Source organism: Luteimicrobium subarcticum (assembly GCF_002798015.1).
Taxonomy (GTDB): domain Bacteria; phylum Actinomycetota; class Actinomycetes; order Actinomycetales; family Cellulomonadaceae; genus Luteimicrobium; species Luteimicrobium subarcticum.
On record NZ_PGTZ01000010.1, the window covers coordinates 62222 to 89071 of the forward strand.

A 26850-nucleotide genomic window follows, 5' to 3' on the forward strand; every position below is an offset into this window, starting at 1 on the left:
GCATCCTAGGGCTTTCGGCCGCGTGAGTCTTCACCCGCTCGAACCGCGTCATAGATGCCGCCCTGTAGCGTCTCTTCCCTGTGAGCCACCTCGACCTGCCGCCGCTGGACACCGCGGCGCACCAGCTGCGCGCCCAGTGGCGCGACGCCACGCTGGGGTCCGTGTGGCTGCGCGAGGGCGACTGGTACCACCCTGCGGTCGACGCCCTGTCCGAGTGCCTGGTCGACGGAAGACCGCTGTACGGCGCGGCCCACCGGCTCGGCGAGGCCCGCGGTGCGGCGGGCGTCGGGGTCGGCGAGGCCATCGACGACGTCACCTGCCTGTTCACCGCGCACGGGTCTGAACCGAACCTCGACGTGGTGCGTGCCGTGAGCGTCGGCTGGGCCGAGGGCAGCGCCGCTCCACAGGAGGCAGGCGAGACGGTGGACCCCTGGTCGGGGCTGCCGACGTCCGCCTACCTCACGGTCCGGCTGCGCGAGACGTACGGGGCGGCCGCGGTCGCCGGGACGTCCGCCGCCAGGACGCACGCCCTCGTGGTGGTCGACGTGCTCGTCGACGGCCTGGACCGGATGGAGCGTCTCGCACGCGCGGCGGCGATGGGCGAGGTGATGCGCGGGGCCTTCGGCGCCGACGTCCCGACCGCGGTGGCGTCGCACGGCGTGTACCTGGCGCTCGTCCCACGGGACGACCGCCTCGGGGACCGCGTGCGGGACGTGCGGGACGCGGTGGACCGCGCGGCCGTCGACCACGGGCTCAGCGCGCTGCTGCGCCGTCCGCCGCGCGCGTGGGTGCAGCCGCTGCCGGAGTCCGCCGACGAGCTCGACGCGTTCTTCGGCAGTCTCGCGCCCTGAGGCCACCCGCCCGAGGCCTCTGGACGCACAGCACGGGCCCCCGACCATCGGGTCGGGGGCCCGTGCTGCGGGGGGTTCCGGGGGGGGCCGGGAGGGTGACGCCGGGGGGCGGGCCGGAGGTCCGGGCCAGCCCGGACGGTCAGCGGGCGAGGTAGGTGAGGCAGTCCGCGTGCTTCTCGTCGACGGCTCCGGGGCCGACCTTGACCGACGCGGCGTTGCACTCGAGCTTGTCGTTGTGCTGGCAGTCGGCACGCTGGCAGGCGCCCACGAAGGTCATGACCTTCGACAGACCGCCCTTGACGTCGAGGGGGATGAACGTGGCGCACTGCGCCTCGCCGGCGGCGCTGCCGCCGATGGTGACCGCAGCGGCGTGACAGGAGCTGTGGTCGTTGTACGAGCAGCCGAGCACGGAGCACTCGGAGACCTGGGGCATCTCGAGGGTGGCCATGGGTTCCTCCTGGGGTCGGACCGGACGTCTTCCCTCGACACTAAACCCGTGAAATGCATTTCGCTAGCAAGGTAGTACTGCCTTACCAGAATGTATTTCTGTATTTAATTAGCAATGCAACCGGTTCGTTAATCTGGGCCGCGTCGCCCGCTCAGCGTCCGGGCGGGAAGGGCGTCCACCGGACCAGCGCCGCGCGCTCGTCCGTGGCGCGGGCCGCACGTCGTCCGCGGGGCACGATGACGACGTCGCCCGTCGAGCCTGCCGTGAACACCCTCCGGCCCGGCTCGGCCCGCGTCGCGAGCAGCTCGAGCAGCGCCTCGAGGCGCTCCACGCGCTCCTCGAGCGCGATGATCTTCTTGATGCCCGCGAGGTTCACGCCCTCCTCGTGGGACAGGCGCTGCACCTCTCGCAGCTTCGCGACGTCGCGCAACGAGTAGCGGCGCCCCCGCCCGACCGCGCGCCGTGGCGACACTAGGCCGAGGCGGTCGTACTGGCGCAGAGTCTGCGGGTGCATCCCCGCGAGCGCCGCAGCCTCCGAGATCACGAACTGTGGCTCGTCGTCACGCACGACGCCTCCTCCCGACCGCGGTCTACTGGGCCGCGCGTGCGGCGAGGTCCGCCCGGACGTCGTCGCCCGCGGTCTCGGTGGCGAACGTCTCGACGGCCGCCTTGGCCGCCTTGGACAGCTTCTGCGGGACGACGACCTGCACGGTCACCAGCAGGTCGCCCGCGCCCTTCGACGTCGTCGCGCCGCGTCCCTTCACCCGCAGGGTGCGCCCCGACGGGGTTCCCGCCGGCACCTTGACCTTGACGGTCTCGCCGTCGAACGTCGGGACCTCCAGCGTCGTGCCGAGCGCCGCCTCCGCGAAGGTCACGGGGACCGTCATGCGCAGGTTCCTCGGGTCGGCGGCGTCGAGGGAGAACACCGGGTGCGGGGTGACCCGCACCGTGATGACGAGGTCGCCCGCCGCGCCGCCGTTCATGCCGGCCTGGCCCTTGCCCGCGAGCTTGATCTTCTGCCCGTCACGCACCCCCGCGGGGATGCGGGTGCGCACCGACCGGCCGCCTACGTCGAACGTCGTCTCGGTGCCCTCCACGGCGGTGCGGAACGCGAGCGTGGTGGACGCGGCGATGTCCTGGCCGCGCTGCACCTGCGGGCCGCCGAAGCCGGCCTGCCGGCGACCGCCGCCACCCATGCCCCCGCCACCGAACATGTTGGCGAGGAGGTCGTCGAGGTCGGGGCTGCCCGCGCCACCTGTCGAGTAGCGCGTGCGGCCCCCGCCGCTCCCGCCGAACATGCCGCCGAAGACGTCCTCGAAGCCGCCCGAGCCGCCACGGCCGCCGGCACCCGCGCTGAAGCGGGCCCCGCCGCCGGCCATGGCGCGCACGGCGTCGTACTGCTGGCGCTGCTCGGAGTCGGACAGGACCGCGTAGGCCTCGCCGATCTCCTTGAACTTCGCCTCGGCGGCAGCGTCACCCGGGTTCTGGTCCGGGTGCCACTGCCGCGCGAGCTTGCGGTACGCCTTCTTGATCGCGGCGTCGTCCGCGTCCTTGGGGACGCCGAGAGCCGCGTAGAAGTCCTTGTCGAACCAGTCCTGCCCGGTCATGGCGTCTCCCTCCTGAAGGTGTACGTGATGGTCAGTCCTGCGGGCCGACGACGAGCACGTTCGCCGGCCGGAACACCCGGTCGCCGACCTTGTAGCCCGGCTCGACGACCTGGCTGATCCTGGTCGTCGTGGCGTCCGCGTCCGCCTGGTGCATGAGCGCGTGGTGGAGGTTCGGGTCGAACTCCTCCCCCACGGCGCCGAACCGCTCGACGCCGTGCTTGGCGAGCGCCGCGTCGAGCTTCTCGCTGATCGCCGCGAACGGACCCGTGAGGTCGCCCGCCGCCCGGGCACGCTCGACGTCGTCGAGCACCGGGAGCAGGGACGCGAGGACGTCCTCGACGCCGCGCGAGCGCGCCGCCTCGGCCTCCCGCTTGGCGCGGTTGCGGTAGTTCACGAACTCCGCACGCTCACGCTGCAGGGCGTCGAGGTGGGCCGTCGCCTCCGCCTGCGCGGCGGCCAGCGCGGAGTCCACACCGGCCAGCGCGTCGTCCGAGGGCTCGAAGTCGAGCGCCTCGAGCGGGTCGCCGCCCGTGGCCGCGCCCTCGGGAGCGGCGCCGCGCTCGGGAGCCGCCGGGTCGGGGGCGGCCCCCGCGTCCGACGCCGCAGCGTCGGACGCGGGGGTGCGCGGCTCGCCCGTCTCCGGGTCGATGCGACGCTTGTCGCTGAAGTGGAACGACGCGTTCTCGTCGGTCACTTGGACTCGTCCTCGTCCACGATCTCGGCGTCGACGACGTCCTCGTCCGGAGCGCTGGACGCCCCGGCCGCGGCAGCCGCGTCGTCGGTCGCAGCGCCGGTCGCGCCGGCGGCCTGCTCCTGCTCGGCCGAGCGGTAGAGCGCCTCGCCGATCTTCTGGCTCGACGCCACGAGCTTCTCGTGCGCCGACTTCACGGCCTCGGCGTCCTCGCCCTCGAGCGCGGACTTCACACCGGCGATGTCGGCCTCGACCTCGGTCGCGACCTCCGCCGGGATCTTGTCCTTGTTCTCGTTGACCAGCTTCTCGGTCGAGTACACGAACGCCTCGGCCTGGTTGCGGGTCTCCGCGTCCTCACGACGCTTCTTGTCCTCGGCCGCGTGCTCCTCGGCCTCCTTGACCATGCGGTCGATGTCGTCCTTCGGCAGCGCGGAGCCGCCGGTGATCGTCATCTTCTGCTCCTTGCCGGTGCCGCGGTCCTTGGCGCCGACGTGGACGATGCCGTTCGCGTCGATGTCGAAGGTGACCTCGATCTGCGGCACGCCGCGCGGCGCCGGCGCGATGCCGGTCAGCTCGAACGTGCCCAGCGGCTTGTTGTCCCGCGCGAACTCACGCTCGCCCTGGAACACCTGGATGAGCACCGACGGCTGGTTGTCCTCGGCGGTCGAGAAGACCTCGGAGCGCTTCGTCGGGATGGCCGTGTTGCGCTCGATGAGCTTGGTCATCACGCCGCCCTTGGTCTCGATGCCGAGGGAGAGCGGGGTCACGTCGATGAGCAGGACGTCCTTGCGGTCGCCCTTGATGACGCCGGCCTGCAGGGCGGCGCCCACGGCGACGACCTCGTCCGGGTTGACGCCCTTGTTGGGCTCCTTGCCGCCGGTGAGCTCCTTGACGACCTCGGACACGGCCGGCATGCGGGTCGAACCGCCGACGAGGACCACGTGGTCGATCTCGGAGACGGACACGCCGGCGTCCGCGATGACCTTGTGGAACGGCGCCTTGGTGCGGTCGAGCAGGTCCTGCGTCATCTGCTGGAACTGAGCACGGGTGAGCTTCTCGTCCAGGTGGACGGGGCCGTTCTCGCCCATCGACAGGTACTGCATCGAGATGTTGGTGCTGGTGGCCGAGGAGAGCTCCTTCTTGGCCTGCTCCGCCGCCTCACGCAGACGCTGCAGCGCGATCTTGTCCTTCGACAGGTCGACGCCCGTGCCGTTCTTCACCTGCTTGATGAGGTGGTCGACGATGCGCTGGTCCCAGTCGTCGCCGCCGAGGCGGTTGTCGCCCGACGTCGCACGCACCTGGATGGTGGAGAAGTCGTCCTCGTCCTTGCCGACCTCGAGGAGGGACACGTCGAACGTGCCGCCGCCCAGGTCGAAGACGAGGATGAGCTCGTCCTCCTTGCCCTTCTCCAGGCCGTAGGCGAGCGCGGCCGCGGTGGGCTCGTTGACGATGCGCAGGACGTTGAGGCCCGCGATCTGGCCGGCGTCCTTCGTGGCCTGACGCTCGGCGTCGTTGAAGTATGCGGGGACCGTGACGACCGCGTCGGTGACGGGCTCGCCCAGGTACTCCTCCGCGTCGCGCTTCAGCTTGCCGAGGATGCGGGCGCTGATCTCCTGCGCCGTGTACTTCTTGTCGTCGATCTCGGTCGTCCAGTCCGTGCCCATGTGGCGCTTGACGGACGAGAGGGTGCGGTCGACGTTCGTGACGGCCTGGCGCTTCGCGACCTCGCCGACGAGGACCTCGCCGGCCTTGGAGAACGCGACGACCGACGGCGTGGTGCGGGAACCCTCGGCGTTCGCGATGACGGTGGGCTCGCCACCCTCGAGGACCGCGACGACCGAGTTGGTGGTGCCCAGGTCGATACCGACTGCTCGTGCCATGTGTTCTGCCTCCTGTGCAAGCCTGCGGCGCGAGGGGCCGCGGGCGGGTTGAGTCTGCTGCACTCAACGTAAGCGCGGCGCCGGACGGGATGCAAGCCAGGGTCGCACAAAGTTGAGTCTGCTTCACTCAACCCTGCTCGAAGCACGGGTATTCCAGGACGTCGGGGGCGGTCTTGCCCGGGCCAGGCGTGTCGTTCTATTGTCCTAGTGTTCTAGCAGAATGGGATGAAGATGATCCGGTTCCACCTCGACGCCGCCTCCGGCGTCGCGCCCTACCTCCAGATCGTGCAACAGGTGCGCCACGCCCTCCGGCTCGGCCTCCTGCGCGAGGGCGACCAGCTGCCGACCGTCCGCGAGGTCGTCTCGACGGTCACGATCAACCCCAACACCGTGCACAAGGCGTACCGCGAGCTCGAGTACGCCGGGCTCGTCACCCCGCGTCCGGGCCTCGGCACCTTCGTGACCGGCTCGCTCGCGGGCGACGTCCCCGCGGCCTCGTACGTGCGGCTCCGCGCCGGGCTCGTGCGCTGGATCGAGGACGCGCAGCAGGCCGGGCTCGACGACGAGAGCGTCGAGGCGCTCGTCCACGGCACCCTGCGCGAGCACCTCCGGGTGACCTCGTGACGTCGGCGCTCACGGCCCGCGGCCTCACGAAGCGGTACGGACGGCGGACGGCGCTCGCCGAGTGCACCCTGGAGATCCCCGCCGGGCGCGTCGTCGCACTGGTCGGGCCCAACGGCGCCGGCAAGTCCACCTTGCTCAACCTTGCCGCGGGCCTGATCCGGCCGACGTCGGGCGAGATCGAGGTGCTCGGCGACACGCCCGCCTGCAGCCCCGACCAGCTCGCCCGCGTCGGGTTCGTCGCACAGGACGCCCCGACCTATGCCGGCCTCACCGTCGCCGACCACCTCGAGCTCGGCCGCCGCCTCAACCCGCGGTGGGACCACCGGCTCGCCGAGCGCCGGATCGACGACCTGGCCCTCGACCCGCGCCAGAAGGCAGGTCGGCTCTCAGGCGGCCAGCGGGCGCAGCTCGCACTGACCCTCGCACTCGCCAAGCGCCCCGAGCTCCTCCTCCTCGACGAGCCCGCCGCCAGCCTCGACCCCCTCGCCCGACGCGAGCTCCTCCAGGGGCTCATGACGCACGTCGTCGACCACGGGGCGTCCGTCGTGCTGTCGTCGCACCTCGTGAGCGACCTCGAGCGCGTCTGCGACCACGTCGTGGTGCTCACCGGCTCGCACGTGCAGCTCGCCGCCGACCTCGACGAGGTCACCGGCACCCACTACCGGCTCACCGGCGACGCCCGGGACCTCGACGAGCTGCCGCCCGGCGCCGAGCTGGTGCACTCGACCGGCACGGACCGGCACCGGACCGTCGTCGTGCGCAGCGCGCTGCCCGTCGTCGGGGACCGCACCCAGGTCGAACCCCTCGGGATGGAGGACGTCGTGCTCGCGTACATGGCCCGAGCCGCATCACCGGCACCGCGTCCCGACTCGCCTGCGGAGGCCGTCCGATGACCTGGCTCAGCTGGCGCCTGTTCCGCGCCCAGGGTTACGTGACCCTCGTCGTGCTCGCCTGCCTCGCGCTCCTCGCCGTCGCCACCGGCCCGCACCTCGCGCAGACCTACGCCGACAGCGGGATCGCGGGCTGCACCGGCGGCCGGTGCTCCGACCTGTCCCGGTCGTTCCTCGCCGACGCGAAGACGGGACTCACGGGCGCGACGTACACGATCGGAGCGCTCGCGATGGTCGGCTTCCCGATCCTCGCGGGCGTGTTCTGGGGCGCGCCACTCGTCGCTCGCGAGCTCGAGACCGGCACCTACCGCGTCGCCTGGACCCAGAGCGTCCCGCGGACCCGGTGGCTCCTGCCCCGGCTCGGCCTGGCCCTCGGGGCCGCAGCCGTGGCGGCCGGTCTCGCGTCGTTGGCGCTCACCTGGTGGGCCAACCCCCTCGACGCCGCCCAGGGCGGCCGGCTCCAGCCCGGGGTCTACCTGGCACGCGGCATCGTCCCCGTCGGCTACGCGCTACTGGCCGTCGCGGTCGGCGCGCTCCTCGGAGCGGTCGTGCGGCGCACCGTGCCGGCGATGGCGACGACGTTCGCGGTCGTGGGCGGGCTCATGCTCACGTTCTCTCTCTGGCTCCGCCCGCACCTGGTGCCACCCGTGCACGCCAACGTGCCGCTCGACCTCGCCGACCTCCAGACCTTCTCCGAGACCAACGGCGGTCATATGGAGGTCGTCGCGAACTTCGCCCAGAAGGGTGCGCTCGTCCTCACGAACCGCACCCTCACCCCCCAGGGTGCGCTCTTCGTCGGGCCGGCGGACCCGACCCAGTGCGACCGCCGCCTCCCTGGCCAGCAGTGCATGGACTGGGTCGACTCGCTCGGCCTGCGCCAGGACGTGACCTACCAGCCCGCGAGCCGGTTCTGGGACCTCCAGCTCGTCGAGACGGGGATCCTGGTCGCGCTCGCCGCGGTCGCCGTGGGCCTGTGCGTGTGGTGGGTGCGCCACCGGATCACCTGAGCGCGGAGCACCGTGGCTGCCAGCTCAGGGGCGCCGCGCGCCCTGCTCCGGGTCCCACTGCTCCCTGGTGATCTCGTACCGGAAGCCGCCGAGCTCGGCGCCCTCGACCGCCAGCATGTCCTCGGGCGTCTCGACCGTCTGCGTCACGACCATCCCGACCTTCTCCATGACGTGCTGCGACGCGTGGTTCAGCGCCATCGTCTCGCCCCACACCAGGCGGACGTCGAGCTCGGTGAACGCCTTCGCGAGCAGGGCCGCGGACACCTCGGTGGCCAGGCCCCTGCCCCACGCGGCCTGGCGCAGCCGGTACCCGAGCTCGACCTCGTCGAGGGGCCCGTCGCGCTCGGGGCGCAGGCAGAACCACCCGACGAAGGCGTCGTCCGCCGTCTCGTACGCGGCGAAGAGACCGAAGGCGCCCGCCCACCGGTCGTAGCTGGCGACGATGCCGGCGACACCCCCGTCGCGGTAGAGCTCCGGCGGCGTCGGCGCCCCGCCGGAGAGGTAGCGCATGACCGCGGGATCGCTGTCGAGCTCGATCAGCAGGTCGGCCTCGTCGATGCCGAAGCGACGCAGGGTGACGCGTTCGGTCTGCAGGTAGGTGTCCACGGCGGCAAGCACCGCCCGCGAGCGCCCGGACCGGCACGCTCTTGACGTGCCGGTCCGGGCGCACGGCGGCGACGGGGTAGGGCTCAGATGATCTCGACGCCGTCCGCCTGCGGCCCACGGTCGCTCTGACGCACCTTGTACCGGACGCGGTCGCCCGCCTCGAGCACCTCGTTGCCGCGCACGACGGACACGTGCACGAACAGGTCCTCGCCCCCGGCGTCCGGGGTGATGAAGCCGAAGCCGCGCTCCTCGTCGTACCGCGCGACGACGCCCTGGCCACCGCGCACCGGACCGCCGCCCGACGCCCCGGGGCGACCCGGCCGGCCGCGGTCGGCGCCACCGCGCGGGCCGCGGTCAGCGCCACCGCGCGGGCCGCGGTCAGCGCCACCGCGCGGGCCGGAGCCACGCACGAGCTCGACGTTGCGGGCGTTCGGACCCTTGTCGCCGGCGACGACGTCGAACGTCACGCGCGCACCCTCGAAGAGCTCGGTCAGTCCGCGCCCGAGCGCGCTCGCGTGGACGAACACGTCGCCGCCACCCGTGTCGGGGACGACGAACCCGAAGCCCTTGGTGTCGTCCCACCACGAGACCGTGCCGTCGGCGCCGTCGGACTGGGCGGCGCTCCGGCCCGCGTCCGCGCCGAGCGGGAGCAGGTGGTCCGCCTGCGGACCCTTCTCGCCGGGGACGACGAGGAACGCGACCCGCTGCCCCTCGGAGACCACGCCGCCGCCGACGATCGCGGAGCTGTGCAGGAAGATCTCCGCGCCGCCGCCGTCGGGGTTGACGAACCCGTAGCCCTTGGCCGGCTCGTACCAGCTGACGGTGCCGAGCACGCCCAGCGTCGCGTCGGACGCCCGCTCGCCCGTCACGCGGACACGGCGGGCCTGCGGTCCACGATCGCCCTCGCCGACCTCGAACTCGACGGCCTGCCCCTCGCGGAGCTGCTTCGGGCCGTCGTCGCCGACGATCTCGGACGCGTGGACGAACAGGTCCTCTTCACCGTTTCCGAGGTCGATGAACCCGAACCCTCGGTCGGTGTCGAACCATCGGACAGTTCCCTGGGGCACGGAAGACTCCTCGTCTCGGCAGAAAGTGCTGAGACCCATTGTCCCCCGAGCCGGCCCGGGCGCTCCTACCGGTTCACGTACCCCATGTGGACGGGGTTGTAGCGGTCGCCCTGCACCCCCACGCGGCGGGCCAGCCCGTCCAGGTCGGCGAGCTCGTCCGCGGACAGGGCGACTGCCGTCGCGGCCGCGTTCTCCGCGATGCGGGACGTCCGCCGCGTCCCCGGGATCGGCACGACCCACGGGTGCTGCGCGAGCAGCCACGCGAGCGCGACCTGCCCGGGCGTCGCGCCCCGGTGTGCGGCGAGCGCGGTGACGTGCTCGACGAGCGCGCGGTTCGCGTCGCGGTTCTCCGCTGTGAACCGCGGGATCGTGGACCGGATGTCGCCGTCCGTGAACGCCGTCGCGGCGTCGACCGTCCCCGTGAGGAATCCCTTGCCGAGCGGGCTGAACGGGACGAACCCGATGCCGAGCTCCGCGAGCGTGGGCAGCACCTCGGCCTCGGGGTCGCGCGTCCACAGCGAGTACTCGCTCTGCACCGCGGTCACCGGGAACACCGCGTGCGCCGCACGGATCGTGCGGGCCGACGCCTCCGACAGCCCGAAGCACCGTACCTTGCCCTCCGCGACGAGCTCGCCGACCGTCCCCGCGACGTCCTCGATCGGGACGTCCGGGTCGACGCGGTGCTGGTAGAAGAGGTCGATGACGTCCGTCCGCAGGCGGCGGAGCGACGCCTCCGCGACGGCCCGGACCTGCTCGGGGCGGCTGTCGAGACCCACGCTGCGGCCGTCCTCGATCCGCCAGCCGAACTTCGTCGCGACGACGACCTCGTCCCGCACCGGCTCGAGGGCCTCGCCGACGAGCTCCTCGTTGACGTACGGCCCGTACACCTCGGCGGTGTCGAAGAACGTCACGCCGAGGTCGACCGCGGAGCGGAGCACCCGGACCATGTCGTCGCGTCCACCGGGGTTCGGGCCGTAGCTCTGCGACATGCCCATGGCTCCGAGGCCGACCGCTGAGACCTCGAGGCCCTGTCCGAGGGTTCGGGTGTGCATGGTTCGTCCTCCGTGGTCGTCCGGTCGTCCAGCGATGTCGTCGAGCGATACCGCCGAACGTACGCGGCCGCGTCCGGACGCGGCAGGTCCCCGTGGTCCGGGGTGCGTCAGGGCCTCCCTCGTGGTGCCCCGGCGTGGTAGGCAGACCACGCGAGCTCCCGCCGGAGAATCGACCCACTGTTGCTCGCGTCAAGCACCTGGTGCGTTCCGACCGGCGGCCGACCGCGTGGTTCCGACCGCGTCGACGCCCACCCCGCTCGTACCGGACGAGGGCCTGGCCGGCGACGGGGCTCGCCCGCTCCCTCCCCCTCGGGGCCCACGTACCATGGAAGGGGCCCGCGGTATCGCGAGAGCTTCCCCCCACCCCGCAGGACGGACGCCGCATGAGCGCGCACACGACCGCGTCGGCGGACCACTCCACCGACGTGACCCCGGACGAGACCGAGACCGGTGCCGGCATCGACCCCGCAGACTTCGCGACGTTCCTCCGCGTCATCGACCAGGTGGCCGTCCTGCCGCAGACGCACCCGCAGCACGCGGCGGCGCGGCGCGGCGCGTCCAGCCTGTTCAAGGCGGCGAAGAAGCACCGGCGGACCGAGCGGCGGCGTGTCATCAACGAGGCGGACGCGGCGGTCGTCGCCGCGACCGCGACGGGCAGCCCGGGGCGCATCGACGACGAGACGAACGGGATTCCGATCTCCTCGGCGACGACCGGGGCCGTCGCCGGCACGCTGCGCCGCGCGCGGCCGTGCTACGTCTGCAAGCAGGACTACACGGTCGTCGACGCGTTCTACCACCAGCTGTGCCCGTCCTGCGCGGCCACCCACCACGCCAAGCGCGGCGCCCGCACCGACCTCACCGGCCGGCGCGCGCTGCTGACGGGCGGGCGCGCGAAGATCGGCATGTACATCGCGCTGCGGCTGCTGCGCGACGGCGCCGACCTGACGATCACGACGCGGTTCCCGCGCGACGCCGTCCGACGCTTCAGCGCCATGGACGACGCCGCCGACTGGATGCACCGGCTGCACGTCGTCGGGATCGACCTGCGCGACCCTGCGCAGGTCGTGTCACTCGCCGACCACGTCGCCGCGCAGGGCCCGCTGGACGTCCTGATCAACAACGCCGCGCAGACGGTGCGCCGGTCCCCCGGCGCGTACACGCGCATCGCGGACGCCGAGCAGGCGCCCCTCGCGCCCGACGCGGAGCGCCTCATCACGACGTTCGGCCACACGAGCGACGCGCACCCCCGCGCCCTCGCGGGGTCGGTGACGGAGCTGACGAGCCCCACGCTCGCGATCGAGCACGCGGCGCGCGCGTCCGCGGACGAGCTCGTCGCGCAGTCCCTCACGGCGGAGGCAGCGAGCCTGGAGCGCCTCGTCGCGGGCACCTCGATCGACGCGGGCGGGCTGATCCCCGACGTCACGACGACGAACAGCTGGGTCGCGACGGTCGAGCAGGTCGACGCGATGGAGCTGCTCGAGGTCCAGCTCTGCAACCAGACGGCGCCGTTCATCCTCATCAGCCGCCTGCGCGGGGCGATGGCCGCGTCGCCTGCCCGCCGGACGTACATCGTCAACGTGTCCGCGATGGAGGGCGTGTTCTCGCGCGGCTACAAGGGCGCCGGGCACCCGCACACCAACATGAGCAAGGCCGCGCTCAACATGCTGACGCGCACCAGCGCGTCCGAGATGCTCGCGGACGGCATCCTCATGACGGCCGTGGACACCGGGTGGATCACCGACGAGCGCCCCCACACCACCAAGGTGCGGCTCGCCGAGGAGGGGTTCCACGCGCCCCTCGACCTCGTCGACGGGGCGGCACGGGTGTACGACCCGATCGTCCGGGGCGAGGCCGGCGAGGACCTGTACGGCTGCTTCCTCAAGGACTACGCGCCCAGCCAGTGGTGAGGCTGCCCGGCGTCGTGACCCCGGCGGGCGTCGGCGGCCCGGCCGTGCCTACGGTCGAGGACCGGCACCCGACGGAAGGTCCGACCATGTGGAAGCTGCTCAAGCTGCGCCTGCGAACGCTCGTGGTGCTCGCGGTCCTCGTCCCGCTCGTCGGGTGGCTGGCTCGCCGCCTGGCCGAACGGTCGGAGGCCAGGCACGACGGAGCCACGACGACGTCGCGCGTGCTGCGCGGGGTCGACGCCACGACCCGGAAGGCGCGCGCGCTCGCCTGAGCCGTGCAGCGTCAACCCGTGAGCTCGACCGTCGCCAGGTGCGGGAACCGACGGAAGTCCCGGTCGAAGGTCGCGAGGCGCGCCCCGAGCGCGATCGAGTACGCCGCGAGGTAGGCGCTCACCGCTGCTTCACGAGGGGGAGCTTGTCGTCCATCACGTCCGCGGGCGCCGCGTTCGATGTCAGGTCGATCCCCGGGTGTGGCCCGCCACCCCCGTCGAACACCGGCGGGGTCACGCGTGCACGCCGCGCCGACACGTCGGCCAGCTGGCGACGCAAGGCCTCCTCCACGTACGACCCCAGGGCCTCACCCCGCTGCAGCAGCCGTCTTCGCGAGCCGGAGCAGCTCGTCGTCGATCGACACCGTGGTTCTCCTACGGTCCAGGCTAGTTTCCGCGCATCATCGGCGTGACGGTGCCGGTTCCGCCGTCGGAGCACTGGGGCCGACGACCTCCGCGGACACGCCGAAGCACGGCTCGCCGGCACCGTTCGTCCGCCGGTAACCGGCGAGGGCGTGCAGAATCCGCGCGCCACGTCGCCCGGTCAACGGGTCGAGGTCGACGACGGCGCAGCGGCGCGCCGTAGACGACGCCGCCCCGCGGTGCCTCGGCGAGCCGCACCGGACGCCCCAGCCAGGACGACAGCAGCGCCGCGTGCGGCCCCTGCGTGAGCGCGACCTCGACCGGCCGACCCCAGTAGCTGCACGTCACCGTCTCCCCTGCCCGCTCCGGGGCGGCGCAGGCCACGCGGCCGTCCGGCAGGACGAGCTCCAGCAGGTCGCCGTCGAGGCGCGCCTCGACCGCCAGGAGGGCCGGGCTCTGCACCGTCTTGAGGACGCGGCGACGGTCCACGTCGACGACGCACCAGCGATGGTCGTCGACGGGCCCGTGCGCGTCGAACGTCGCGTCCGGCCGCGGCAGGTGGCGCATGCCCTTCACGGGGGTGAAGGCGACCGTGCGGACCGCGAGGACGTCCGGTGCCACGTGCGGGCGCTCGATCACGGAACCCTCCTCGTCGTCGAGGAGCGAGGTGTCCCCCTGCGTCAGCTCGCCGAATATGGCGCAGGCTGGCAGACCCACGTCGAAGACCTGGCGGCGCACCTGGCCGGCCGTGCGCGCTGCGACATCGCCGCACGATGGGGCGAGCTGGTCCCCCACTACCGCGAGCGCCTGGCCGCGCAGCTCTCCGCCGACGACAGCGACGACGGGCGCGGCGCCGTCAGCCTGGGCTGAGCACGCAGAGCTCGTTGCCCTCCGGGTCGGCCAGGACGGCCCAGGACACGTCGTCCCCCTGCCCCACGTCGGCGCGCACCGCCCCGAGGGCGAGCAGCCGCGCGACCTCGGCGTCCTGGTCGTCGTCGGCCTCGGGCTTGACGTCGAGATGGACGCGGTTGTGCCAGCGGCGCGAGTCGCCCGTGGGCGCGCGGAGCAGCTCGAGGTACGGGCCGACACCCGCCGGCGACCGCAGCGAGGCGTGCTCGTCGTCGACCTCGTGCACCGTCCAGCCGCTTGCGCCGGCCCAGAACCGGGCGAGCGCACGAGGGTCGTCGCAGTCGACGACGACGGCCGCGACCGGTCCGGTGTCGGCGTACAGGTCCCGCGGCTCGAGCACGCAGAAGACGTTGCCCTCCGGGTCGGCGAGGACCGTCCAGGGGACGTCGCCCTGACCGATGTCGACGGGGGCCGCCCCGAGCCCGACGAGCCGCGCGACGAGCGCGGCATGGTGCTCGGCGGACGACGTCGCGAGGTCGAGGTGCACCCGGTAGCGCACGGTCTCGGGGTCGGGCACGCGGACGACGTCCACGAACAGCGCACGCGGGTCCGGCCAGTCGAGACCGGGCGGCTCGACGTTGATCACGCCCGGGCCCTCGCTCGACGTGCCCCACCCGAGCGCGTCCGCCCAGAACTGCCCGAGCGCGACCTCGTCGCGCGCCTTGACGTTGACCTGTACCAGCCGCGTCGCCATAGCTGTCGACCCTAGGCGCCGGCCGTGCCCTCAGGCTCGCCCAGCGTCCGGACGACGCGCGCGGGGTTGCCGACCGCGACGACGTTCGCCGGCAGGTCCCGCACCACGACGGACCCCGCCCCCACGACCGTGTTCTCGCCGATCGTCACACCCGGGCAGACGATCACCCCGCCGCCGAGCCACACGTTGTCACCGATCGTGATGGGCTTGGCGCCCTCCCACTTCGCGCGGCGCGGCTCGGGAGCGATCGGGTGCGTCGGGGTGAGGAGCTGCACGTTCGGCCCGATGAGCACGTCGTCACCGATCGTCACCGCCGCGACGTCCAGGCACACCATCCCGTAGTTGACGAACGACCGGGCGCCGATGCGCGTCTGGAAGCCGAGGTCGCACACGAACGGCGGCCGGATGTCCGCGCCCTCCCCGAACCCCCCGAGCAGCTCGGTGAACAGGGCGCGGCGCTCGTCGTCGGCCAGCGGGTGCAGCGCGTTGATGCGGTGCTGCAGCTCGGCCCGGCGGACGATGTCGGCCGCGATCTCCGGGTCGTCCGCGATGTAGTCGTCGCCCGCGAGCATCCGCTCACGCATGGTCCTGGTGTCCGCGCCGTCCTCAGCAGTCATGGGACGAGCCTAGGGACGGTCACCAACTCCCACCGCTCGGGCGGTGCGGCCCGCCCGAACGGGCGTCCGGTAGCGTGCCGGGACATGGAGGGGGTGCGCCGCTACCGGTGGGACGCCGTGGCAGCCGCGCTGCTCGTCGGCCTCTCGTTCGTCCCCGGGATCGCGCACCAGGGCGTCGACCTGGGCGAGCTGCACGACCGACCGCTCGACGCCTTCGGGGCCCTGTTGATCGTCGCGCAGGGCGCCCCGATCGCCGCCGTGCGGCGACGGCCTGCGACCTGTCTTGCGGTGGTCGGCGTGGCGTTCTCGGTGGACCAGCTCCTCGGCTACCCGACGACCTTCGCCGCCCTGGGGCTGCTCGTCGCGCTGGTGGGAGCGGGCGCGATGCCGGGACAGCGCCGACGTCGGGTCACCGCGCTGACCGCCCTCGCCGCCTACGTGCTGCTCGCCGCCGGACTGTCGGCGGCGGGTTCGCCGGTGACGGCCGGCGACTTCGTCGTCTTCGGCCTGCTCCTCGCCGCCCTGTTCGCCACGGGCGCCCTCACCCGGGTGCGCGCCGACGCGGGGGTCGAGCGTCGGCACGACGCCGAACGCGCGGCCGTCGACGCCGAACGGCGTCGGATCGCCCGCGAGCTGCACGACGTCGTCACCCACCACGTCACCGCCATGGTCGTGCAGTCCGAAGCCGCCCAGTACGGTGTCGACGACCCCGCGCGCACCCGGACCGGCCTGGAGACGATCGCCGACGAGGGCCGCGCCGCGCTCGCCGACCTGCGGGTCCTGCTGGGGGCGCTCGACGGCCCCGAGCCCATGGACGACCCCGCCGCCACGGACCTGCGGTCCCTGGTCGAGCGGGCAGCCGCCGCCGGCCAGCCGGTAGACCTCGTGGAGCACGGCGACCCGCGGCCGCTGACGGGTGCACCCGGCCTCGTCGTCACGCGCGTCGTCCAGGAGAGCCTGACCAACGCGATCAAGCACGCACCGCGCGCTCCGACGCGCGTCGCCATCACCTACGGAGCGCAGGAGGTCACCGTGGAGGTCACGACCGAGGGCACCGACGGACCCGGGCTGGGACGCGGCTCGGGACGCGGGCTGATCGGGCTGCGTGAACGGGTCGACCTCGTCGGCGGAGAGCTGACCGCCGCGCCGCACGGCACCGGGTTCCTCGTCCGCGCACGGGTGCCGGGATGACCGGCCCCACCGACGCCCCCGTCGACGGGGGCGCGCTGATCCGCATCCTGGTGTGCGACGACCAGGAGCTCGTCCGCACCGGCTTCGTCACGATCCTCGGCGCCCAGCCCGACATGACCGTGGTCGGCGAGGCCTCCGACGGCCAGGAGGCGGTCCGGCTCGCGCAGCGGCTCCGGCCCGACGTCGTCGTCATGGACGTCCGGATGCCGGTGCTCGACGGCATCGAGGCGACCCGCCGCATCGCCGGGCCGGGCGCGACCGACCCGGTCAAGGTCCTCGTCGTCACGACCTTCGACCTCGACGAGCACGTCTTCGACGCGCTGCGCGCCGGCGCCAGCGGCTTCCTGCTCAAGGACGCGCGACCCGCACAGCTCCTGGACGCCGTGCGGACCGTCGCCGCCGGGGAGTCGCTCCTGTCCCCCGCGATCACGCGGAAGCTCATCGGACGGTTCGCGGAACGCGTCCGTCCCTCGCACTCCGACGACGACGTCGTCGGCGCGCTCACCGCCCGCGAGCGCGAGGTCCTCGTGCTGATCGCCGACGGGCTGTCGAACGCCGAGATCGCCGCCGCGCTCGTCATCAGCACTGAGACCGTCAAGACGTACGTCTCGCGGATCCTCACCAAGCTGGACCTGCGGGACCGTGTGCAGGCCGTCGTGCTCGCGCACCGGTCCGGCCTCGCGAACCCGGCCTGACCCGGCATCGTCCGGGACGCCGCATCCCCCGCGAGAGCTACCGCAGGTGTCCCCACCAGGGCGATGCCCGCGCACCCCACCGCTCCGTAGCGTCGTCGTCGACGGCACGACGACCCGACAGGAGCGCGATCATGACCAGCACGGCGAGCACCCACCCCATCCACCCGACCACCCCAGGACGTCCCGGCACGCGACGACGAGGGCTGCGCGTCACCGCGATGGTCACCGGCTTCCTCGTCGTGATGCTGGCCGTGAACGCGGTCGCCGCGGCGCTGGACGACCCCGTGGCCGGCCTCGTCGTCGGACCGCTCCTCGGCGTCCTCGTCCTCGCGCTCTACCGGGTGGCCGTGCGCCGCGTGGAGGGGCACGAGGCCACCGACCTGCCCCGGACGCATCGCCGGTCCACGCTGCTGCGCGGCGTCTCGGGCGGGTGCACGCTCGCGACAGTCATGATCGGCGGGCTCGCGCTCGCCGGCGGTTACCGGATCACCGGGTGGGGCTCGGTGGGCGGCGCGGTCGCCGTCGTCGGGACGATGTGCGCGGTCGCCGTGACGGAGGAGGTCCTGTTCCGCGGGGTGGTGCTCCGGCTGCTCCAGGAGCGGTGGGGCACAGTCGTCGCGCTCGCCACGTCGGCGGTGCTGTTCGGCGGGATCCACCTGCTCAACCCCGGTGCGACGCTCGCCGGCGCCGTGGCGGTCGCCATCGAGGCGGGGCTCATGCTCGGCGCGGCGTACGTCGCGTCCGGAAACCTGTGGCTGCCGATCGGGCTGCATCTCGGCTGGAACGCCACGACCGTCGGTGTCTTCGGCACCATCGGCTCCGGGGACGGTCCGACCGACGGGCTCGTGCGGTCCGAGACGCCTGGGGCCACGTGGCTCACGGGCGGCACGTTCGGCCCCGAGGCCGGCGTCGTCGCGGTGGTCGTGTGCTCGCTCGTCACGGTCCTGCTCCTCGTCGTCGCGCACCGGCGCGGCCGGATCGTGCCCCGCCCACGCCGAGCCTGAACCTGCCCGGACCCTGCCCTCACGCCGCCGTGCCCGTCGTCCTACGCTGAGGACGGCGGGCACCGACGTCCGTCCCGACCGGTGGAGGCGTCATGGCACACGGCGACATCACGCACATCGACATCCCCGTCACCGACCTCGCGTCGGCGACGGAGTTCTACAGCGGCCTGTTCGGCTGGCAGATCGCGGCACCGCCCGGCTTCGAGGGCTACCCCATGTGGCGGGCACCGAACCAGATCAGCGGCGGTGGGCTCGCCCCGCGCAGCGAGGGGTTCACGCAGCCCCGCAGCTACGTCGAGGTGGACTCGATCGACGACACGCTCGCGAAGGCGACCGAGCTCGGCGGGACCGTCCTCATGGCGAAGTCCGAGATCACGGACACCAGCTGGTGGGCCGTGATCGCCGACGCCGACGGCAACGCGATCGGGCTCTACGAGGGGACGACCGAGGTCTGACGCGCCGCCGCAGCGTCTCGGCCGACGAGCCGCCGCAGGACGACGAGCGCGACGGCGGCCGCCGCCGCCTCGCCGGCCGCGAGCGCCACCCACGTCTGGATCACCCCGAGCCGCCCGAGGACGACCACGAGCGGCACCTTGAGCACGAGCAGCGTGCCGAGCGAGATGACGTACGACGGTCGGGGGCGCCCGATCGCCTGGAAGTACGCGGAGACGAGCGGCGCGACTCCCGCCGCGGCGATGCCCACCGCGAGGACGCGCAGCGCGTCCGCCCCGGTGTCGACGACCGCGGGGGCGTCCACGAACACACCGACGAGCGGCCGGGCGAGCGCGACGAGGACGACCGCGACGGCGACGCTGTAGACGACGGTCGAGCGCAGGGCGAGGGTGCGCGCGCGTCCGACGCGCGCACGCAGCCCGGCGCCCGCGTTGTAGCCGACGACGGGCTGGAGCCCTTGGCTGATGCCCACCTGCGGCATGGTCGCGAACGTCTGGAGCCGCGCGCACACCGCGTACGCGGCGAGCGCGACCGCTCCCCCCGCGGCCCCGCCGGCGTGCGACAGGCTCGTGTTGACGAGCACCGTGAGCAGCGTCGCCCCGAAGCCCGCGAGGAACGACGGCGCGCCGACGCCGAACAGCGCGCGCACGACGGCCGCGCGGGGGCGCAGCTCGCGCAGCCCGACGCGATAGGGCCGCCCGCGCTGGACGAAGAAGAACCACACGCTCATCCCGGCGGACACGGCCTGCCCGCCCACGGTCCCCAGCGCGGCCCCGCGGACGCCGAGGTGCATCCCGTAGATGAACAGCGGGTCGAGCACGATCTGCACGACGACGGGCACGACCCACAGCATCGTCGAGAACCGCATGCGGCCCTCCGCGCGCACGAGCGACGAGAAGCCCGTCGACACGGCCGCACCGGCGAGCAGGACGACCGCGTAGTCCCGGGCGAGGTCATGGGTGGCGGCGTCGACGCCGAGGAGCGCGAGCAGCGGGTCGAGCAGCAGCAGCCCGCCGACGGTGGTCGCGAGAGCAGCCGCCCAGAACACCGCGAACGCATTGCCGGCGGCGACGGCTGCCCGCTCGGTTCGCCCGGCGCCGAGCGCGCGGGACACCAGGGACGCTCCGCCCACCCCGACGGCGGTCGAGACCGCACCGAGCCCGAGGAGCACGGGGGCGACGAGGTTGACCGCGGCCACCGCGGTCGCCCCGACGCCTCGTGCGACGAACCACGCGTTGGTGAGCGCGTAGATCCCGTAGACGCCGACCGACAGCGTCGTCTGGGAGCACGCGTGCCACAGCAGGCGTCCGACGGGCTGCGTCCCGAGCGCGGCAGCGGCGGTGCCGGGTCGGACGGCCGGCGCGTCGCGGGCCGGCCGCCCGGGGGCGTCGTCAGGCGGCGCCATGCCCGAGCAGCGCGAGCGTCTCGTCGAGCTGTCCCCGCGCCCAGTCGTACTGCTGGGTGTCGGTGTGCCCGCGATAGACGGTCTCGATCACCATGATGAGGACGAGGTGCAGGCAGTAGAGCCGGCGGCGGACCGTCTCGTTCTCGGTGAGCTCGCCCCAGCCGTAGCCGCGGACGAAGGGGGCCGGGTCGCCGAACGCGGGCAGCTGCGTCCCGACGAACCCCGCCTCCATGAGCGGGTCGCCGTACAGGGCGCGCTCGTGGTCGATGATGCACGCGATCTTCCCGTCGCGGACCATGACGTTCGAGTCCCACAGGTCCCACTCGACGAACCGCGGCTCGGTGACGGCGTCGAGCGCGTCCGCGTGGGCGGCGACGACGGCGCGCACGTCGTCGTAGGAGTGGCCGATGTCGACGCGGCGGCGCTCGCCGTCGGCGAGGACGTCGTCCATGATCTGCCCGAACGCGGCACGCCAGGTGGTGTGGCCGGGGCCGGCGACCGGGCCGAACCAGTCGCCCCGGATGCTGTTGAGCTCGCGGTTCGCGGTGCCGAGCTGCTCCATGCAGTCCTCGCGCACGGCGGGGTCGAGGGTGTCCTTGACGATGCCGAGGTTGTCGCCGTCGACGAACGGCATGAAGAAGTAGGGCGCGTCGACGAGCTCGCACGACGTGTCGGCGACGTGCACCGGGGGCACCGGCACGTCGGTCTGCGCGGTGATCATCGCGAGCGACGCGAGCTCGATGCCCATCGCGCCGTGCTCGTAGGTCATGACCTCGACCCCGGGCGGCGGCGCGATCTTCAGGACGACGTCGCGGCCGTCGCGCAGCCGGATCCGGTAGGCGACGTTGAACCAGCCGTGGCCGAGCTCGTCGGCCCAGCCGTCGGGCTCGGTCGGCACCGCGTCGGGGCCGTACGCACGCTCGACCATGGCGGCGAGGGTGTCGTACGTCTGGCGGTTCTTGGTGATGCTCTCCACGCCGTGCTCCTGGGTCGGTCGTCCTTCGTCGGACGACAGGATCGAATCGATTCGACACTCTAGTTGACGGTGCGTCGCTCCCGCAGCGCCCCCGACAGTGCGACCGCCGCGACGCCGACGACGACCAGCGTGCACAGCCCCCACCGCAGCCCGACGGCACCCGCGATCGAGCCGATGATCGGGCTCGTCACGAGGAAGCCGACGCGCATGAGCCAGCTGACGATCGTCACCCCCGCACCCTGGCTGACCCCCGGGAGCCGCGCCGCTGCCGTCAGCGCGCTCGGCACCAGGGTCGCCGACCCGTACCCGGCGAGCGCGAGCCCGACGAACAGCACCGCCGGCGAGTGCGCGGTCACGACGACGAGCCCGCCCACCGCGATGAGGACGCCACCCACGAACGCGACCCGGGACCGGCCGAACCGGTGGATCAGCAGGTCGCCCGTGAAGCGTCCGACGCACTGGCTGCCGATCGTCACCGTGAACGCGAGGCCCGCGACGCCCACCGAGAGCCCGCCGATCCGGACGCCCGCGAGCGCCGCCCAGTTGTTCGCGACGTCCTCGACCATGGTCCCGCAGATCGCGATGACGACGAGGGGCAGCGCCGCGAGCAGCGCCGTGCGCCACACGCGTCCGCGGGCAGGCGCGTCGTCCGCGGGCTCGGGCGCCTGCTCCGGGGCGCTCGCCCACGGCCCGATGAGGACGCCGCCGAGCGCGACCAGACCGACGCACACCACCGCGACCCCGACGAGGTAGCCGCGCATGCTCAGCCCGCTCGCCGCGGCGGCGGTGGACAGCGCACCGCTCGCCACACCGCCGAGGCTCCACAGAGCGTGCATCGACGAGAGGATCGAGCGGCCCACCGCGTCCTGCACCCGGATGCCCGCGACGTTCTGCGCGACGTCGACGACGGCGTCGAAGAAGCCCGCGAGGAAGATCGCGACCGCGAACCAGGCGGCGCTCGGCGCCCACGCCGCGCTCGCGATCGCAGCCGCCAGCAGCACCGTGCCCACCACCGCGACGCGGACCGGCCCGAAGCGGGCGATGAGCGGCGCGGGCAGAGCCGACGACACCAGCGCCCCGACCGCGAACGACGCCACCACGAACCCGAACTCCGCGGGGCTCAGGTGCAGGCGGTCCACCATGATCGGGTACCACGGCAGGAGCGCCGCGAACACCGCGCCGTTGCTCGCGAACATCGTCCCGACGCCCAGGGCGGGGCGCAGGCCCCCGGTCGTCGTCTGCGTCTCGGTCGTCACGCCGCGCACGCTAGGAGCCACAATGATCACGTGCAACGATCAGAACGGCACCGAGTGATCATCCGGGCTGTCGGCGGCGGCTCGGGCGTCGGCACGACACGGACGATCGCCGAGCTGGCCGAGCTCACCGGGCTCTCCCCCGTCACGATCCGGCGCGACCTCACCGAGCTTGCCGCGCAGGGCGCCGTCCGGCGTGTCCGCGGCGGGGCCGCCCCCGCACCCACGCGGGGCACCCCGTACCCCTTCGGTCTCCGGGAGACCGAGGACGCCGACGCCAAGCACGCGCTCGCCCGCGAGGCCGCGACGCTGGTGCGCCCCGGCGACTCCGTGCTCGTCGACAACGGGACGACCGCGCTCGCCGTCGCCCGCGAGCTCGCCGGCGTCGGCGTGACCGCCCTCGCGCTCTCGCTGCACGCCGCGGCCGCCCTCGCGTCGAAGCCGGGCAACCAGGTGGTCGTCCCGGGCGGGACCTTACGGACCGACGACCTCACGTTCGCGGGCGCGGCCGCCCTCGAGGCCGTGCGCGGCATGCGGTTCGACGTCGCGATCCTGGGGGCGTGCGCCGCCGACCCCGACAGCGGCCTCACCGTCGCCGAGTGGGACGACGCCCAGGTCAAGCGGGCAGCGATCGCCGCAGCGCAGCGGGTCGTGCTGGTCGCCACCGCCGACAAGTTCGCCCGGACCGCGGCCTACCGGTTCGGCACGCTCGCGGACCTGGACGTCGTCGTGAGCACCGGCGTGCCCGTCACGGTCGCGCACGAGGCGCGCGAGCTGGGCATCGACGTGCGTGACGTGCCCTGTGCCTAGGATCGCGACCATGCCGACCGACCGGGCTGCGCGGCAGCCGAGCGCGCGCGACGGCGCGAACCGTGACCGCATCCTCGCTGCGGCGCGACGCCGGTTCGGGTCGGGCGGGCTGCGGGCGACGACGCTTCGCTCGATCGCCGCGGACGCGGGCGTCGACGTCGCGCTGGTCGCGTACTACTTCGGCAGCAAGGACGGTCTGTTCGCCGCCACGCTCGAGCTCCCGCACGAGGGCCCGGACGCTGTGGCATCTGCGCTGTCGGCACCGGCGGAGCAGCAGGGCGAGCAGCTCGCGCGTGCCTACCTGTCGCTCTGGGAGGACCCGGCGACGAGCGGCCAGATGCTCGTCCTGACCCGGTCCGCGCTGGGCAGCGAGGCCGCGTCCGACCGGGTGCGGACCCTGATCTCGACGCTCCTCGGCGGCCCGACGGTCGCGGCGCTGGTCGCCGGGCGGACCGTTGGCTTCGCGCTCGCGATGAGCCACCTCGCCGGTGTCGCGGTCACGCGCTACGTCGCGCGACTTCCCGTCATGGTCGCGCTGCCGTTCGACGAGCTCGTCGCCCGCGTCGCACCCGCTGTGCAGGCGCACCTCGACACCGCGGACAGCTGACGGACACGCCGTCGTTCAACAACGGTTGAAGAACGGGCCGCGCGGCCCTAGCGTGCTGTCCATGAAGGCGATGATCGTCAAGGAGTTCCGTGAGCTCGTCCGCGACCGCCGGACCGTCGCGCTCCTGGTAGCGCTCCCCCTGCTGCTCCTCGTGATCTTCGGATACGCAGCCAACTTCTACGTCGACAGCGTGTCGACAGCGGTAGTCGGCCCGCAGGCCGAGCAGGTCGCGAAGGCCCTGCCCGACTACTTCGACGTCACGACGGTCGAACCCGGCGACGACAAGGCCGACGCCACGGAGCTGCTGCGCGACGACAGGGTCGACGTCGCGCTCGTCACCGGCGGGTCGTCGGTCCAGGCGCTCGTCGACGGCTCCAACCTGTTTGCCGCCCAGTCGAGCGTCGCCGCCCTCAAGACGTCCGGCAAGGACGTCGACGTCGACATCCTGTTCAACCCCGACCTCACGACCGCGTGGGTCATGGTGCCCGCCATCATCGGCCTCATCCTGACGTTCATCGGCACGATCATCACGAGCATCGGGCTCGTCCGGGAGCGCGAGGCCGGGACGCTCGACCAGCTTGCCGTCATGCCGATCAAGCCCAGCACCGTGATCCTGGGCAAGATCACCCCGTACTTCCTGCTGGCGGCGCTCGACATGACGGTCGTCACCCTGCTCGGCATGTGGCTGTTCGACGTCCCGTTCAACGGCAACGTCCTGACGTTCGCGCTCGGTGCCGCGATCTTCCTGTTCGTCGTGCTCGGGATCGGCGTCTTCATCTCGACCATCTCGCAGACAGCGGGCCAGGCGATCCAGACCGCCTTCTTCGTCCTCATGCCGCAGATCCTGCTGTCCGGCATGATCTTCCCGCTCGAAGCGATGGCGGCCGGAGTCCGATGGATCGGCTACCTGCTGCCCCTCACCTACTTCACGATGCTCTCGCAAGGCATCATGCTCCGCGGCGCGCCGATCAGCTCGCTGTGGTTGCCGCTCGTCGTCCTCGCCCTCATGGCCGTCGTCGTGTTCACGGCGGCCACCCTGCGGTTCCGCCGCGACCTCGCCCCCGAACGCCGTGCGAAGAAGAACCGCACGACCGACGACCCGACGTCGTCGGCCGCCGGGGCGACGCCGACGACCGGTGGTGCGGCATGACCTCGGGCGTCGAATCGGTCACGGTTCGCTTCGGTGACATCTCAGCGCTCGACGACGTCACCGTCGAGGCGCGGCCAGGAACCGTCGTCGCGGTCGTGGGCGGGGACGGCGCCGGCAAGACCACCCTGCTGCGCACGCTCGTACGCGAGGTGCTCCCCGACTCCGGCGTGGTGCGGGCCCCGGCGAAGGCAGGGCTCGGCTTTCTGCCTGCGTCGGCGGGGAGCTGGGCGGGCCTCACGGTCACGCAGAACCTGGACTTCGCCGGCGGTGTGTACGGCCTGTCGGGCGAGACGCTCGCCGCCCGGCGCGCAGACCTCCTCGCCGGCGCCGACCTCACGTCCGCATCGGACCGGCTGGCGTCACAGCTCTCCGGCGGCATGCGTCGCAAGCTCGGGTTCTGCATGGCGATCGTGCACACGCCCGACCTCGTCGTCCTCGACGAGCCCAGCACCGGCGTGGACCCCGTCAGCCGCATCGACCTGTGGCGCATGATCTCCGAGACCGCCGCCGCAGGTGCCGCCGTCGTGATGTCGACCACCTACCTCGACGAAGCGGAGCGGGCCGGGCACCTCGTCGTGCTCGACGGCGGGCGGGTGCTCGTGCAGGGCTCGTGGGACGAGGTACGTGCCGGGTTCACGGGCGCCGTCACCCGCGCGGAGCTCGCGGTCCGCCCGCAGTGGTCGTGGCGGCGCGGCCGGGCCCGGCACGAGTACTGGCCCGGCGACGACCCGCCCGGTGGCCTCGAACGCGTCGAACCCGACCTGGAGGACATCGTGATCGCACTCTCGCTCGTCCACCGCGCTGAGGAAGTGGGCAGGACCGACGCGGGGACCGCCTCATGAGCGCCCCGGAGGACCGCGCGGCCGTCGAGGCGGTCGCCGTCACCCGTCGCTTCGGGTCTTTCACCGCCGTCGACGCCGTGACGATGACCGTCGAGCCGGGCGAGGTCGTCGGGCTGCTCGGCGCGAACGGTGCCGGGAAGACCACGCTCATGCGCATGCTGCTGGGCCTCCTGCCCACGAGCGAGGGAACGGTGCGCCTGCTGGGCGGTCCTCCGAACCGCGAACGGCGCCGCAACATCGGCTACGTCCCCCAGAACCTCGGGCTGTACCGCGACATGACGCTGCTCGAGAACCTCCAGTTCGTCGCGGGCACCTACGGCACGCCGGTCCCGCGCCTGGACGACGACCTGGCCCGCTACACCGACGTCCTCGTCGGGTCGATGCCGCTGGGCGCGCAGCGGCAGGCTGCCTTCGTCGCCGCCCTGTCGCACCGTCCGCGCGCCGTCCTGCTCGACGAGCCCACGTCGGGGGTGGACGCGCTGGCCCGCGCGCGCCTGTGGGACACGATCCGCGAGCAGTCCGACGCCGGGGTCGGGGTGCTCGTCACGACGCACTACATGCAGGAGGCGCAGCAGTGCGACCGCCTGCTCCTGATGTCGCACGGCCGGCTCGTCGCGCAGGGCAGCGAGAAGGACGTCATCGGCGACACGCGCGCGCTCGCGGTGCGCACGGACGACTGGGCGGCCGCCTTCACGGCGCTCGACGCCGCCGGGGTGGCGGTCATCCTCGACGGTCGCGCCGTCCGGGTCGCCGACGCCGCGCCCGGCGAGGTCCGTGCGCTGCTCGCAGCCGCCGGGCTTCGTGCCGACGTCGAGAGCGTCCCGGCGACGATCGAGGAGCGGATGCTCGTTCTGGCGCGCGAGGGTGACGCCGACCGGGCGAGCGGGGCGGCTCCCGCCGCGGACGACCGGCGCGCACACTCGGGATAGCGTCGCGCTGTCGGCGGCGCTGCTCATCGCCGGCACCTCGTTCATCGACACCC

General features: G+C 73.1%; 30 protein-coding genes. 16 read left to right on the forward strand and 14 right to left on the reverse strand.

Annotated features, from left to right (window positions below; genetic code table 11):
* Window positions 1-80 precede the first annotated feature (80 nt).
* Window positions 81-851, forward strand: a complete 771-nt coding sequence (locus CLV34_RS12415) for a hypothetical protein (RefSeq protein ID WP_100350628.1) — start codon at window positions 81-83, stop codon at window positions 849-851.
* Window positions 852-990: 139 nt separating this feature from the next.
* Here the strand turns inward: CLV34_RS12415 and CLV34_RS12420 are convergent, their stop codons facing one another.
* The 5 genes from CLV34_RS12420 to dnaK form a co-directional block, all read right to left on the reverse strand.
* Window positions 991-1299, reverse strand: a complete 309-nt coding sequence (locus tag CLV34_RS12420; RefSeq protein ID WP_100350629.1) for a DUF1540 domain-containing protein — start codon at window positions 1297-1299, stop codon at window positions 991-993.
* Between the two features lie 151 nt (window positions 1300-1450).
* Window positions 1451-1867, reverse strand: coding sequence for a heat shock protein transcriptional repressor HspR (locus tag CLV34_RS12425; protein ID WP_100350630.1), 417 nt, complete (start codon window positions 1865-1867; stop codon window positions 1451-1453).
* A gap of 22 nt (window positions 1868-1889) precedes the next feature.
* Entirely contained in the window at window positions 1890-2906 is a 1017-nt protein-coding gene (locus tag CLV34_RS12430) for a DnaJ C-terminal domain-containing protein (protein WP_100350631.1), read from the reverse strand.
* A 31-nt stretch (window positions 2907-2937) separates the two neighbouring features.
* Window positions 2938-3600, reverse strand: a complete 663-nt coding sequence (locus tag CLV34_RS12435) for a nucleotide exchange factor GrpE (protein ID WP_100350632.1) — start codon at window positions 3598-3600, stop codon at window positions 2938-2940.
* A complete protein-coding gene (gene dnaK / locus CLV34_RS12440; RefSeq protein ID WP_100350633.1) occupies window positions 3597-5477 on the reverse strand; it encodes a molecular chaperone DnaK in 1881 nt (626 codons plus the stop codon). The genes CLV34_RS12435 and dnaK overlap by 4 nt, the downstream gene beginning before the upstream one ends.
* Before the next feature lie 225 nt (window positions 5478-5702).
* Here dnaK and CLV34_RS12445 point away from each other — a divergent pair, with 225 nt between their 5' ends.
* The 3 genes from CLV34_RS12445 to CLV34_RS12455 are packed head-to-tail and all read left to right on the forward strand — an operon-like array spanning window position 5703 to window position 7998.
* Window positions 5703-6101, forward strand: coding sequence for a GntR family transcriptional regulator (locus CLV34_RS12445; RefSeq protein WP_245859206.1), 399 nt, complete (start codon window positions 5703-5705; stop codon window positions 6099-6101).
* Complete coding sequence (locus tag CLV34_RS12450; protein WP_100350634.1) at window positions 6098-6994, forward strand: ABC transporter ATP-binding protein; 897 nt, start codon at window positions 6098-6100, stop codon at window positions 6992-6994. Before CLV34_RS12445 ends, CLV34_RS12450 begins: the two co-directional genes overlap by 4 nt.
* On the forward strand, window positions 6991-7998 hold the full coding sequence (locus CLV34_RS12455; RefSeq protein WP_157803835.1) for an ABC transporter permease: 1008 nt from the start codon (window positions 6991-6993) through the stop codon (window positions 7996-7998). Before CLV34_RS12450 ends, CLV34_RS12455 begins: the two co-directional genes overlap by 4 nt.
* A gap of 24 nt (window positions 7999-8022) precedes the next feature.
* On the opposite strand, the gene CLV34_RS12460 is transcribed toward CLV34_RS12455, so the two are convergent.
* From CLV34_RS12460 to CLV34_RS12470, 3 genes are all read right to left on the reverse strand, one after another.
* Window positions 8023-8604, reverse strand: coding sequence for a GNAT family N-acetyltransferase (locus CLV34_RS12460; RefSeq protein ID WP_100350812.1), 582 nt, complete (start codon window positions 8602-8604; stop codon window positions 8023-8025).
* An 83-nt stretch (window positions 8605-8687) separates the two neighbouring features.
* Window positions 8688-9671, reverse strand: coding sequence for a cold shock domain-containing protein (locus CLV34_RS17210; RefSeq protein ID WP_100350636.1), 984 nt, complete (start codon window positions 9669-9671; stop codon window positions 8688-8690).
* 65 nt (window positions 9672-9736) lie between these two features.
* Window positions 9737-10723, reverse strand: coding sequence for an aldo/keto reductase (locus CLV34_RS12470; RefSeq protein ID WP_100350637.1), 987 nt, complete (start codon window positions 10721-10723; stop codon window positions 9737-9739).
* A gap of 383 nt (window positions 10724-11106) precedes the next feature.
* On the opposite strand from CLV34_RS12470, the gene CLV34_RS12475 reads away from it, so the two are divergent.
* On the forward strand, window positions 11107-12630 hold the full coding sequence (locus CLV34_RS12475; protein WP_100350638.1) for an SDR family NAD(P)-dependent oxidoreductase: 1524 nt from the start codon (window positions 11107-11109) through the stop codon (window positions 12628-12630).
* A complete protein-coding gene (locus CLV34_RS12480) occupies window positions 12624-12902 on the forward strand; it encodes a hypothetical protein (protein WP_100350639.1) in 279 nt (92 codons plus the stop codon). The genes CLV34_RS12475 and CLV34_RS12480 overlap by 7 nt, the downstream gene beginning before the upstream one ends.
* A gap of 384 nt (window positions 12903-13286) precedes the next feature.
* Here CLV34_RS12480 and CLV34_RS12490 read toward each other — a convergent pair whose 3' ends face one another.
* A complete protein-coding gene (locus tag CLV34_RS12490) occupies window positions 13287-13901 on the reverse strand; it encodes an MOSC N-terminal beta barrel domain-containing protein (protein ID WP_245859207.1) in 615 nt (204 codons plus the stop codon).
* Here CLV34_RS12490 and CLV34_RS12495 point away from each other — a divergent pair.
* Complete coding sequence (locus CLV34_RS12495) at window positions 13884-14132, forward strand: SRPBCC family protein (RefSeq protein WP_100350640.1); 249 nt, start codon at window positions 13884-13886, stop codon at window positions 14130-14132. The genes CLV34_RS12490 and CLV34_RS12495 overlap by 18 nt on opposite strands.
* On the opposite strand, the gene CLV34_RS12500 is transcribed toward CLV34_RS12495, so the two are convergent.
* Window positions 14119-14865: a VOC family protein gene (locus CLV34_RS12500; protein WP_100350641.1), complete on the reverse strand. Its 747-nt coding sequence runs from the start codon at window positions 14863-14865 to the stop codon at window positions 14119-14121. The genes CLV34_RS12495 and CLV34_RS12500 overlap by 14 nt on opposite strands.
* A gap of 11 nt (window positions 14866-14876) precedes the next feature.
* The gene (locus CLV34_RS12505; protein ID WP_100350642.1) at window positions 14877-15482 is read right to left on the reverse strand and encodes a sugar O-acetyltransferase; all 606 of its coding nucleotides are present in this window, start codon (window positions 15480-15482) and stop codon (window positions 14877-14879) included.
* 84 nt (window positions 15483-15566) lie between these two features.
* Here CLV34_RS12505 and CLV34_RS12510 point away from each other — a divergent pair, with 84 nt between their 5' ends.
* The 4 genes from CLV34_RS12510 to CLV34_RS12525 all read left to right on the forward strand — a co-directional run bounded on the left by CLV34_RS12510 (window position 15567) and on the right by CLV34_RS12525 (window position 18827).
* Entirely contained in the window at window positions 15567-16673 is a 1107-nt protein-coding gene (locus CLV34_RS12510) for a sensor histidine kinase (RefSeq protein WP_100350643.1), read from the forward strand.
* The gene (locus CLV34_RS12515; RefSeq protein WP_100350644.1) at window positions 16670-17368 is read left to right on the forward strand and encodes a response regulator; all 699 of its coding nucleotides are present in this window, start codon (window positions 16670-16672) and stop codon (window positions 17366-17368) included. The genes CLV34_RS12510 and CLV34_RS12515 overlap by 4 nt, the downstream gene beginning before the upstream one ends.
* Window positions 17369-17499: 131 nt before the next feature.
* Window positions 17500-18372: a CPBP family intramembrane glutamic endopeptidase gene (locus CLV34_RS12520; RefSeq protein ID WP_211289445.1), complete on the forward strand. Its 873-nt coding sequence runs from the start codon at window positions 17500-17502 to the stop codon at window positions 18370-18372.
* Window positions 18373-18464: 92 nt separating this feature from the next.
* A complete protein-coding gene (locus tag CLV34_RS12525) occupies window positions 18465-18827 on the forward strand; it encodes a VOC family protein (RefSeq protein WP_100350646.1) in 363 nt (120 codons plus the stop codon).
* On the opposite strand, the gene CLV34_RS12530 is transcribed toward CLV34_RS12525, so the two are convergent.
* From CLV34_RS12530 to CLV34_RS12540, 3 genes are read right to left on the reverse strand one after another with little or no spacing between them, the layout of a single operon-like run.
* Window positions 18803-20230, reverse strand: coding sequence for an MATE family efflux transporter (locus CLV34_RS12530; protein WP_100350647.1), 1428 nt, complete (start codon window positions 20228-20230; stop codon window positions 18803-18805). The genes CLV34_RS12525 and CLV34_RS12530 overlap by 25 nt on opposite strands.
* Window positions 20217-21206: a phosphotransferase family protein gene (locus CLV34_RS12535; protein WP_100350648.1), complete on the reverse strand. Its 990-nt coding sequence runs from the start codon at window positions 21204-21206 to the stop codon at window positions 20217-20219. Before CLV34_RS12535 ends, CLV34_RS12530 begins: the two co-directional genes overlap by 14 nt.
* Before the next feature lie 59 nt (window positions 21207-21265).
* A complete protein-coding gene (locus CLV34_RS12540) occupies window positions 21266-22462 on the reverse strand; it encodes an MFS transporter (RefSeq protein WP_245859208.1) in 1197 nt (398 codons plus the stop codon).
* Between the two features lie 30 nt (window positions 22463-22492).
* On the opposite strand from CLV34_RS12540, the gene CLV34_RS12545 reads away from it, so the two are divergent.
* The 5 genes from CLV34_RS12545 (at window position 22493) to CLV34_RS12565 (ending at window position 26797) form a co-directional block, all read left to right on the forward strand.
* A complete protein-coding gene (locus tag CLV34_RS12545) occupies window positions 22493-23269 on the forward strand; it encodes a DeoR/GlpR family DNA-binding transcription regulator (RefSeq protein WP_170044680.1) in 777 nt (258 codons plus the stop codon).
* 10 nt (window positions 23270-23279) lie between these two features.
* On the forward strand, window positions 23280-23876 hold the full coding sequence (locus CLV34_RS12550) for a TetR/AcrR family transcriptional regulator (RefSeq protein WP_100350649.1): 597 nt from the start codon (window positions 23280-23282) through the stop codon (window positions 23874-23876).
* A 61-nt stretch (window positions 23877-23937) separates the two neighbouring features.
* Window positions 23938-25026 carry an ABC transporter permease gene (locus CLV34_RS12555; RefSeq protein ID WP_100350650.1) on the forward strand — a complete coding sequence of 363 codons (1089 nt, stop codon included), beginning with the start codon at window positions 23938-23940 and terminating at the stop codon, window positions 25024-25026.
* On the forward strand, window positions 25023-25868 hold the full coding sequence (locus CLV34_RS12560) for an ABC transporter ATP-binding protein (RefSeq protein ID WP_100350651.1): 846 nt from the start codon (window positions 25023-25025) through the stop codon (window positions 25866-25868). The genes CLV34_RS12555 and CLV34_RS12560 overlap by 4 nt, the downstream gene beginning before the upstream one ends.
* Complete coding sequence (locus CLV34_RS12565; protein WP_100350652.1) at window positions 25865-26797, forward strand: ABC transporter ATP-binding protein; 933 nt, start codon at window positions 25865-25867, stop codon at window positions 26795-26797. Before CLV34_RS12560 ends, CLV34_RS12565 begins: the two co-directional genes overlap by 4 nt.
* The last annotated feature ends 53 nt before the right edge of the window (window positions 26798-26850 follow it).